This is a genomic window from Paraburkholderia steynii (genome assembly GCF_900100565.1).
Taxonomy (GTDB): Bacteria; Pseudomonadota; Gammaproteobacteria; order Burkholderiales; family Burkholderiaceae; genus Paraburkholderia; species Paraburkholderia terrae.
The window spans coordinates 298,017-306,881 of the sequence record NZ_FNDI01000010.1 but is presented as its reverse complement, the minus strand read 5'-3'; the positions used below and the strand labels follow the sequence as shown (position 1 = coordinate 306,881).

The following is an 8,865-nucleotide window of genomic DNA, read 5'->3' as shown; positions in this document are numbered from 1 at the left end:
CAAATGCGACGCAGCAACCCGTCATGCCTGATGACCATAGCGAGTCGGTACCACCCCTTCCCATCCCGAACAGGACCGTGAAACGACTCCACGCCGATGATAGTGCGGATTGCCCGTGTGAAAGTAGGTAATCGTCAGGCTCCTTATTCAAGCCAAGACCCCGCCCTCAAAAGCGGGGTCTTGGCGTTTGTGGGGCGCGCGTTTTGACGTCGCTTCCCTAGCGGGCCGAGCCGCGGCGGCTTAAGCAAGTCTATTTCCACCATTCCCAGCGGCAGTCCGCCGCACAACCGTCACTCGGCTGGGCGGCGTCTGGTTCGCCAACTCGCGGCCACTTTACCGTTCACGAACCCGTTATCCTCAGCGGGACAGCAAACGCGCCGGTTCGCATATCCGTTCTGAACTCTCGGGTCCTAAGCTGTTCACGCCTCTGCCAAAAACCGCTGCGCCAACCGCACCCAGTACGTGGCTCCGACCGGCAGCAACTCATCGTTGAAATCGTAGCTCGCATTGTGCAGCATGCAGGGACCGGCGCCATGCCCGGCCTCGCGATGCCCACCGTTGCCGTTTCCAAGAAACGCATAACACCCAGGTTTCGCCAGCAGCATGAACGAAAAGTCTTCTGCGCCCATCGTCGGTTCGACGGTATCGTCAACCTTCTCCTCACCGACGACTTCCTTCATCACCGCCGCAGCGAATCGTGCTTCCTTCCCGCTATTGATCGTCGGCGGATAGTTGCGATGGAAGGTCATTTCGACCGAACACTCGTAGGCTTCAGCTGTGCTCTGCACGATCTTCCGCATCCGCGCCTCGATCAGATCGAGCGTCACCGTCGTGAAAGTCCGAACGGTCCCCGCAAGCCACGCGGAATCGGGCACGACGTTGACGGCATCGCCGGCATGAATCTGGGTGATCGACAGGACGGCGGTATCGAGCGGCTTCTTGTTTCGCGTGATCACGCTTTGCAGGCCATTTGCGATTTGCACGGCCGTGAACACAGGATCACGTCCGTTATGCGGCAAAGCCGCATGCGAGCCCACGCCCGTGATTTCAATGCGGAATTCGTTACTCGACGCCATGATCGGACCTTCGGTGACGCCGAAATGTCCGGCCGGCATGCCCGGCCAGTTGTGGATGCCGAATACGGCATCGACCGGAAAGCGCGTGAACAGCCCGTCGTCGATCATCGCCTGCGCGCCGGCACCGCCTTCCTCGGCCGGTTGAAAGATGAAGACGATCGTGCCGTCGAAATCACCGTGCTTGGCGAGATGGCGCGCCGCGCCCAGCAGCATCGCGGTATGTCCATCGTGACCGCAAGCATGCATCTTCCCTTTGTTTTTCGAGCGGTGATCGAAGGTATTCAGTTCATGGATCGGCAGCGCGTCCATATCAGCGCGCAAGCCGATCGACTTCGTCCCCGTCCCCCGCTTGAGCAGGCCAACCACACCGGTTTTTCCGATGCCTTCATGCACCTCGATACCCCATCCAGCCAACGTTTTAGCAACGAGTGACGCTGTCTGCGTTTCTTCGTATCGCAATTCGGGATTGGCGTGGATTGTTCGTCGGAGAGTCTGAATTTCGCCGCGAGCGGCTTGGATTTCAGGAAGCAGTTTCATGATGGATTGAGTGTCTGGCTGTGTGCAGTTTGATCCGGACAGTCGATTCCGGAGAAGATCAAAATCGATTCTACGCCCATCCCTATTTTTGACGGCCATGTGTCAGATCCGGACGCCGGAACGTAATAAAATCAACACCTTCATCCGCGCAGTCCCTCGATACAAAACATGAACGCTCCCGCTGAATTCGCCCGCGCCGTCTGTCCGCACGATTGCCCTGATACCTGCGCGATGCGCGTGACCGTCGACAACGGCCGCGCGATCAAGGTTGTCGGCGAACCAGATCACCCGCCGACACAAGGCGTCCTATGCACGAAGGTCAGCCGATATGCGGATCGCGTGCATCATCCACGCCGGCTGACGACGCCGATGCGGCGGATCGGGCGAAAAGGCGAAGGGCGCTTCGAGCCGATCAGTTGGGACGAAGCGCTGCGCCTCGCGGGCGAGCGTCTGTCGGAAATCGCGGGCCGCGCGCCGGAAGCGATCGTGCCGTACAGCTATGCCGGCACGATGGGTTTCGTGCAGGGCGACAGCATCGCGCAGCGGTTTTTCCATAAGCTCGGTGCATCGCAACTGGACCGAACCATTTGCGCAGCGGCTGGCGCGGCGGGCCTCAAATATACATACGGCGCAAGCCTCGGGATGCTTACGGAGTTTTTCTCCGAGAGCGAGGTGATTCTGATCTGGGGAGCAAACCCGATCGCGTCGAATTTGCACTTCTGGACGCGTGCGCAGGAAGCGAAACGCAACGGCGCGCGCCTGATCGCAATCGATCCGTACCGCTCGCTCACTGCCGAAAAATGCCATCAGCACATCGCACTCAAGCCGGGCACCGACGGCGCGCTTGCGCTCGGCATGATGCATGTACTGATCGCGGAAGACATGCTCGATCACGCTTACATTGCCGATCACACGCTTGGTTTCGATCAACTGAAAGCGCGCGCGCTCGACTATCCGCCTGCGCGCGTCGCTGAAATCTGTGGAATCGACGAGCAGGTGGTCGTGGATCTCGCGCGTCTCTATGGCGGCACGAAAAAGTCGGCGATTCGGCTGAACTACGGCATGCAGCGCGTGCGCGGCGGCGGCAACGCCGTTCGCGCGATCGCCTGTCTGCCGTCACTGACGGGCGCCTGGCGCGAGCGCGCGGGCGGTGCGCTGTTGTCATCGTCGGGCTGGGCGCCCGTCGATTCGCATGCGTTGTCGAGGCCCGACCTGATGCCGGGTTGGCCGTCGAAGCAGCCGCGCGTCGTGAACATGAACGCGATCGGCGACGCGCTGTGCCATCCGGGTGACGCCGCATTCGGGCCGAAGGTCGAAGCGATCGTCGTGTACAACTCGAACCCGGTCGCGGTGGCGCCGGACTCCGAACGCGTCGCCGCCGGATTTGCGCGCGAGGATCTGTTCACGATCGTGCTCGAGCACTTCCAGACAGACACGGCCGACTATGCCGATTTGCTGCTGCCCGCGACGACCCAGCTCGAGCATCTCGATGTCCACAAGTCGTACGGCCACACGCACGTGATGGTCAACTTGCCCGCGATCGCGCCTGTCGGCGACGCGCGTCCGAACACGGAAATCTTCCGCGGCATCGCGCGCGCGATGGGCCTCGACGAGCCGGCGCTGTATGAAAGCGATGAGGCGGTGGCGTCGACGGCGTTTCGTTGGGACGATTCGATGCTGGAAGGCTGCAACTGGGAAACGCTCAAGCGCGATGGCTGGGCAAAGCTGAATGTCCCCGATGCGCCGTTCGCGAACGGCGGCTTTCGCACGCCGTCCGGCAAGTGCGAGTTCTATAGCGAGCGTCTCGCGCAAGCGGGCCTCGAACCGGTGCCGGACTATCTGCCGCCTTATGAGTCGGCGGACGGTTCGCCCGAGCTCGCGGCCCGTTATCCGCTCGCGATGATCTCTCCGCCCGCGCGCAATTTCCTCAACAGTACGTTCGTGAACGTCGAAAGCCTGCGTGCGACGGAAGGCGAGCCGCACCTCGATATCCATCCCGACGACGCAAGCGAACGCGGCATCAACGACGGCGATCAGGTCCGCATCTTCAACGATCGCGGCTCGATGCAGGCACGCGCCCGCGTGACCGACAAGGCGCGTGTGGGGCTCGTCGTCGGCTTGTCGATCTGGTGGAAAAAGCTCGCGCCGGACGGCCGCAACGCCAACCAGGTGACCAGCCAGGCGCTGACCGACCTCGGCGGCTCCGCCACTTTCTACGATTGTCTCGTTGAGGTCGAACGAGCCTGAGTCGCTTTTTCGCACGCGCAGCGGACGCAAGTGCTGCGCCTTCGCGCCCCGATCCGCGCTTTCGAGTACGGCGTCTAACTGGGGGCTTATCCCGAATCTCGGCGCGTGTGCGCATGCTACGATGCGGGTTTTAGCACGACCATTCGAAAATCACGGAGGAGACGCCGTATGGAAAAAGTCTGGCTGAAGTCGTATCCGCCCGGCGTGCCAAAAGAGATCGATCCGACGCAATACGAATCGGTCACTGCGATGCTGGAGGAGAGCTTCCGCGAATATCGCGCAAAGCCGGCATTCGCCTGCATGGGCAAGCAGATCACGTACGGCGAACTCGACAGCCTGTCGACGCGGCTTGCCGGTTGGCTCCAGTCGAAGGGGATCGCGCGCGGCGCGCGTATCGCCATCATGATGCCCAACGTGTTGCAGTATCCCGTCGCGCTTGCGGCGATCCTACGCGCGGGTTACGTCGTCGTGAACGTGAACCCGCTGTATACGCCACGCGAGCTCGAGCATCAACTGAAAGACAGCGGCGCGGAAGCGATCATCCTGCTCGAGAATTTCGCGGTGACGTTGCAGGCGATCGTACGCAATACGTCGATCAAACATATCGTCGTCGCGTCGATGGGCGATCTGATGGGCGCGAAGGGATTGATCGTCAATTTCGTCGTACGTCGCGTGAAGAAGATGGTGCCCGCCTGGAATCTGCCGGGCCACGTCAGCTTCAACGATGCCATTTCCGCAGGCGCGCGCAGCAAGTTCACGCCCGTGAAGCAGAGTCCCGACGACGTCGCGTTTCTTCAGTACACAGGCGGCACGACGGGCGTCGCGAAGGGCGCAACGCTCCTGCACCGCAATCTGGTCGCGAACGTGCTGCAGTCGCATGTGTGGGTCGAACCGGCGCGCAAGAAGCGCGGCGATATCGACCAGTTCGTGACCGTTGTCGCGCTGCCGCTGTATCACGTGTTCGCGCTGACGGTTTGCGGTCTGCTGACGATCCGCACGGGCGGCCTCGGTGTGCTGATTCCGAATCCGCGCGATATCGCCGGCATGATCAAGTCGCTGCACGGCTACAAAATCACGACGTTCCCCGCCGTGAATACGCTGTACAACGCGATGCTCAATCATCCTGATTTCGCAAAGCTAGATTTCTCGAATCTGCTGGTCGCGAACGCCGGTGGGATGGCCGTGCAGGAAGCCGTCGCGAACCGCTGGTACGAGCGCACGCACGCGCCGATCGTCGAAGGTTACGGCTTGTCCGAGACGTCGCCGTGCGTTACCTGCAATCCGACCACGGTCACTGAATACAGCGGCACGATCGGTCTGCCGCTGCCGTCGACGGAAGTATCGATTCGCGACGACGACGGCAATGAACTGCCGCCCGGCCAGGCGGGCGAGTTGTGTATTCGAGGTCCGCAAGTGATGGCGGGCTACTGGAACCGGCCGGACGAAACGGCGAAGGTGATGACGTCCGACGGCTTCTTCCGTTCAGGCGACATCGCGACCGTCAACGACGACGGCTTCGTGAAGATCGTCGACCGGAAGAAGGACATGATTCTGGTGTCGGGCTTCAACGTCTATCCGAACGAGATCGAGGACGTGGTCGCCAAGCACCCCGGCGTATTCGAAGTGGCGGCTGTCGGCGTGCCCGACGAGCATTCGGGCGAAGCGGTGAAGCTTTACATCGTGAAGAAGGACGACGCGATCACGGACGCCGACATCTTCGCGTACTGCAAGACTCAACTGACCGGCTACAAGCGGCCGCGGATCGTCGAGTTTCGCAAGGAGCTGCCGAAGAGCAATGTCGGCAAGATCCTGCGTCGCGAATTGCGTGACGGCCGGGCGTGAAAATCGCACTCAGGTAAGAGCACAGGCGAGAGAGACCACTAGCGCATAGATCGACACGACAGTCGGCAAACGAGACCCGAAAAGGCCTGACGGTTCATCCCGTTGGGCCTTTTCTATTTGACAGGCTGACGGGCGCACCAATAAAAAAGGGCGCCCTAAGGCGCCCTCGAGGGTAACTACGCTTTCACAACTTATTAGAACTTGTGACGGATACCGACGCGAGCCGTCAACTGGTTGTTCGAGTTCGACGGCGTCAGACCGTTGATCGAAGCAACTGCTTGCTGGCCCGTCGAGTCCGTACCCGAAGCGTGCTGGTACACGCCGATCAGGTAGACGTCCGTGCGCTTCGACAGGAAGTAGTCTGCGCCGATTGCGCCCTGGTTGTAGTGCGCGCCGCCATGACCGTTGAACGAAGCGAGGCGCGTGTAATCGTATGCTGCGCCCAGAACGAGAGCCGGCGTCAACTGATACTTGAAGTTGATTTCGCCGTTGTTGAACGTTGCCGAGCCGCGGTAAGCCGGAGCCGTGACGTTCTCCGTGCCGAGGTTGCCGAACTGGATGAACGAATACGTCACGCCGACCGTTGCTGCGCCGAACGTGTACGCACCACCTGCGCCGCCGACCTGGTACGAGTTGGCCGTAGCGAAGCCCGAGATGACCGGGTTACCCTGGACGCCCGTAACCTTGCCGATGTTGTTCGTCGGGTTCGCGCCGCTGCTCGGCACGTTGCCCCAGAACGAGGTATTCGGATCGCGGACGTTCAAGTAGCCAGCACCCAACACCAGCGGACCGTTGTTGTAGCCAGCGCCCAACGACCAGATCTGGTTGCGGCCCGTCGCGCCTGCAACGCCACCGAGGCTATACATGCCGCCGAACGTCAGGCCGGCGTAGTTCGCGCTCGTGAACTTGATTGCGTTGTTCACGCGGTTTGCGTTGTTGAAGTTGTCCAGATCGTCCGGGTGAGCCGCGATGTAGCCGCCCCACTGGTCGCCGGCTTCCAGCGGACCGACGTAGTCGACCACGGAGTCATACTGGCGACCCATCGTAACCGTACCGAACTGGCTCGACAGACCAACATAAGCCTGACGGCCGAACAGCGCGCCGCCCTGACCAGACTTGCCGGAGTTCACGTCGAAGCCGCTTTCCAGCACGAAGACCGCTTTGAGGCCACCGCCCAGATCTTCGGTACCGCGCAGGCCCCAACGGCTGCCTTGCAGAACGCCGCTCGACAGGTTGTACAGGCTCGAGTTCGTACGGCCAGTGCCAGCTGCCGTCTGCACGTGGTTCGTGTAGTTAAAACCTTCGTCAATAATGCCGTACAACGTCACGCTGCTCTGAGCATGAGCGGCGCCAGCAAACGCGCCCAATGCTGCCAGAGCGAGAAGCGACTTTTTCATCGAAAGATCTCCAAGGAATTGCGAATTATTTTCAAGCAAGGCAAGTATTTATCTGTGTTGCGACCTTGCGTAACTTCTTCGAGAAGTTGCCACGTAATGTAGCAAAGACACCAAAGCGCACAAAGAAAAAGCGGGGCGGCGACCAGGCCGCTGTTTCGTTTACGCAACATGATCTAAAATCCAGAATCGGCTGTCCTAAACGCTTCGGAATTTTCCTTGCCACCGGCCGCAAAGCCTTGATGGACAGGGGTTTGCGCGAAGCGATCCGGACGCCGCGTCGTGGAGACCAGAATGCTGCTTGATGAGTTGATTAATGAGTTCGATCGGGGTTTACGCTCAATGACCGGGGTGTCGCGCATGTCGCGTCCGCTACCCGTTCCACCCGCGTCGACGGAGCCAGTCGAACTGACTGATGAGGAGCGCGCGCACGCGGCGGGCTTGATGCGCGTGAATCACGTCGGCGAGGTATGCGCGCAGGCGCTGTATCAGGCGCAAAAACTGGCGACGCGCTCGCCGGCGCTCAAGCAGGCCTTCGAGCATGCCGCGCGCGAAGAGGAAGATCACCTCGCGTGGACGTATAAGCGCCTCGAAGCGCTCAATTCGCGTCCAAGCCTGCTCAATCCGCTCTGGTATGCTGGCGCCCTCGCGATCGGTCTTGCAGCCGGCCGCCTTGGTGATCGAGTGAGTCTTGGCTTCATGGCAGAGACGGAGCGGCAGGTGGAACTGCATCTGGACGGCCATCTGACCACGCTGCCGGAAGGCGATCACGAGTCGCGCGCGATCGTCGAACAGATGCGTATCGATGAAGCCGCACACGGCAAGGCCGCAACGGATGCGGGTGGCGTCGAGTTGCCGTTCCCGGCGCGCGCGCTGATGCGGGCCGCGTCGAAGATCATGACCCGCACGGCGTATCACGTGTAATCTGGTTTAAAGCAAAACTGTTCGAAGTGGGTGGCGCACCCCGCGTCGCCCCGGAAATTCGCTCCAAATCTTCCGTCTTCCCGCGCTTTTCATCCGCCAGGAACGCTTTTATTCCACGCTCTTCCCTCGCACATTTCACGTATCACCTTCACAAGTTTCGTTAGTTCATTCATTTATAACGATTTTCCATTTTTAGGCGTCACCTGAGCAGGCGTCGCTAAGTCCTTGTTCTAGCAAACAAAATTCGTCAAAAAACCGCCAGTCTCCCTTGACCCGTGTTGGGGGTTACTCTAAAGTGGGAGACAGTGTGAGAAAGTGTATTTTTGTGTGATCCAACGCGCTTTCTTCGGTAAATTTCCAGAATCGGGCGACATCTTTCAGCGCCCTGAAAAAAGGGGAGTGAAGTGTTCCAAGGGGCGTCAGCGCTGACACTCGATGCGAAGGGGCGGATGTCCGTCCCGTCTCGCTATCGTGATGCGCTGCAAGGACAGGCAGAAGGCCGAGTGACGATTACGCGTCACCCGGACGGCTGCCTGTTGCTGTTTCCGCGCCCTGAGTGGGAAGTCTTCCGTGCCAAGATCGTCGCACTGCCGATGGAAGCCAAATGGTTTCAGCGCATCTTCCTCGGCAGTGCTGCGGATGTCGATCTGGACACGGCTGGCCGCGTGCTGATCGCGCCCGAGCTGCGCCAGGCGGCGAAGCTGGAAAAAGAAGTGATGTTGCTGGGAATGGGAAGCCGGTTCGAGATCTGGGACAAGGAAACCTACGACGCGCAGGAACAGGCGGCGATGTCGCAGGGCATGCCCGAGTCTCTGAAGAACTTCACATTCTGACCGCAGGTAATA

Annotated in this window: 7 protein-coding genes and 1 rRNA gene; 6 read left to right on the top strand and 2 right to left on the bottom strand. The window is 60.5% G+C overall.

The features are described from left to right. Nucleotides 1–26 precede the first annotated feature (26 nt). Nucleotides 27–140 (top strand): 5S ribosomal RNA (rrf, locus tag BLT65_RS20225). A 279-nt stretch (nucleotides 141–419) separates the two neighbouring features. Here the strand turns inward: rrf and BLT65_RS20220 are convergent. Continuing rightward, nucleotides 420–1,613, bottom strand: a complete 1,194-nt coding sequence (locus BLT65_RS20220; RefSeq protein ID WP_091780218.1) for a M20 aminoacylase family protein — start codon at nucleotides 1,611–1,613, stop codon at nucleotides 420–422. A 168-nt stretch (nucleotides 1,614–1,781) separates the two neighbouring features. Between BLT65_RS20220 and BLT65_RS20215 the strand changes: the two genes are divergently transcribed. Together BLT65_RS20215 and BLT65_RS20210 are read left to right on the top strand one after the other, a co-directional pair. Next, nucleotides 1,782–3,860, top strand: a complete 2,079-nt coding sequence (locus tag BLT65_RS20215; RefSeq protein WP_091780215.1) for a molybdopterin-containing oxidoreductase family protein — start codon at nucleotides 1,782–1,784, stop codon at nucleotides 3,858–3,860. A gap of 168 nt (nucleotides 3,861–4,028) precedes the next feature. Continuing rightward, nucleotides 4,029–5,702, top strand: a complete 1,674-nt coding sequence (locus tag BLT65_RS20210) for a long-chain fatty acid--CoA ligase (RefSeq protein WP_042307846.1) — start codon at nucleotides 4,029–4,031, stop codon at nucleotides 5,700–5,702. Between the two features lie 194 nt (nucleotides 5,703–5,896). Here the strand turns inward: BLT65_RS20210 and BLT65_RS20205 are convergent, their stop codons facing one another. Beyond that, on the bottom strand, nucleotides 5,897–7,099 hold the full coding sequence (locus tag BLT65_RS20205; RefSeq protein ID WP_042307848.1) for a porin: 1,203 nt from the start codon (nucleotides 7,097–7,099) through the stop codon (nucleotides 5,897–5,899). On the opposite strand from BLT65_RS20205, the gene BLT65_RS46505 reads away from it, so the two are divergent. The 3 genes from BLT65_RS46505 (at nucleotide 7,069) to mraZ (ending at nucleotide 8,853) form a co-directional block, all read left to right on the top strand. Next, the gene (locus BLT65_RS46505; RefSeq protein WP_143036530.1) at nucleotides 7,069–7,401 is read left to right on the top strand and encodes a hypothetical protein; all 333 of its coding nucleotides are present in this window, start codon (nucleotides 7,069–7,071) and stop codon (nucleotides 7,399–7,401) included. The two genes, BLT65_RS20205 and BLT65_RS46505, sit on opposite strands and share 31 nt — an antisense overlap. Beyond that, nucleotides 7,391–8,020, top strand: coding sequence for a 2-polyprenyl-3-methyl-6-methoxy-1,4-benzoquinone monooxygenase (gene coq7 / locus BLT65_RS20200; RefSeq protein ID WP_007747047.1), 630 nt, complete (start codon nucleotides 7,391–7,393; stop codon nucleotides 8,018–8,020). The genes BLT65_RS46505 and coq7 overlap by 11 nt, the downstream gene beginning before the upstream one ends. Before the next feature lie 404 nt (nucleotides 8,021–8,424). Beyond that, the gene (gene mraZ / locus BLT65_RS20195; protein ID WP_009771045.1) at nucleotides 8,425–8,853 is read left to right on the top strand and encodes a division/cell wall cluster transcriptional repressor MraZ; all 429 of its coding nucleotides are present in this window, start codon (nucleotides 8,425–8,427) and stop codon (nucleotides 8,851–8,853) included. Nucleotides 8,854–8,865 lie beyond the last annotated feature (12 nt).

Coding starts and splice junctions, on each gene's coding strand:
- BLT65_RS20220 (WP_091780218.1), bottom strand. CDS start 1,613: ATGAAACTGCTTCCTGAAATCCAAGCCGCTCGCGGCGAAATTCAGACT.
- BLT65_RS20215 (WP_091780215.1), top strand. CDS start 1,782: ATGAACGCTCCCGCTGAATTCGCCCGCGCCGTCTGTCCGCACGATTGC.
- BLT65_RS20210 (WP_042307846.1), top strand. CDS start 4,029: ATGGAAAAAGTCTGGCTGAAGTCGTATCCGCCCGGCGTGCCAAAAGAG.
- BLT65_RS46505 (WP_143036530.1), top strand. CDS start 7,069: ATGCTGCCAGAGCGAGAAGCGACTTTTTCATCGAAAGATCTCCAAGGA.
- BLT65_RS20205 (WP_042307848.1), bottom strand. CDS start 7,099: ATGAAAAAGTCGCTTCTCGCTCTGGCAGCATTGGGCGCGTTTGCTGGC.
- coq7 (WP_007747047.1), top strand. CDS start 7,391: ATGCTGCTTGATGAGTTGATTAATGAGTTCGATCGGGGTTTACGCTCA.